This window comes from Streptomyces sp. AC627_RSS907 (genome assembly GCF_019049165.1).
Window position 1 is genome coordinate 662 of sequence record NZ_JAGMUE010001056.1, and the last position, 391, is coordinate 1,052.

Annotated in this window: 1 protein-coding gene; it reads left to right on the forward strand. The window is 78.5% G+C overall.

Annotated features, from left to right (window positions below; translation table 11 throughout):
• The coding region (locus tag KUM32_RS44495) for a hypothetical protein (protein ID WP_254406766.1) at window positions 1–391 on the forward strand (391 nt) is incomplete at both ends.

The following is a 391-nucleotide window of genomic DNA, read 5'->3' on the forward strand; positions in this document are numbered from 1 at the left end:
CTGGAGTCCGCCCGGCGTGCCATCCGGGTGCGCATCGCCGGCCGCCAGCACTGGGCCGCGGTGGAGGACGCGGGGCGACTGCGGGACGCGCTGGGCACGGCGCTGCCGGTCGGCGTCCCGGAGGCGTTCACCGAGCCGGTGCGGGACCCGCTGGGCGACCTCCTGGCGCGGTACGCGCGCACGCACGGGCCCTTCACCTCGGCCGACGCGGCGGCGCGCTTCGGCCTCGGCCCGGCCGTCACGGACGGTGCGCTGCACCGTCTGGCCGCCGACAACCGGGTCGTCCAGGGCGAGTTCCACCCCTCGGGCATCGGCCAGGAGTGGTGCGACACGGCGGTGCTGCGCAGGCTGCGGCGGCGGTCCCGGGCCGCCCTGCGCCACGAGTTGGAGC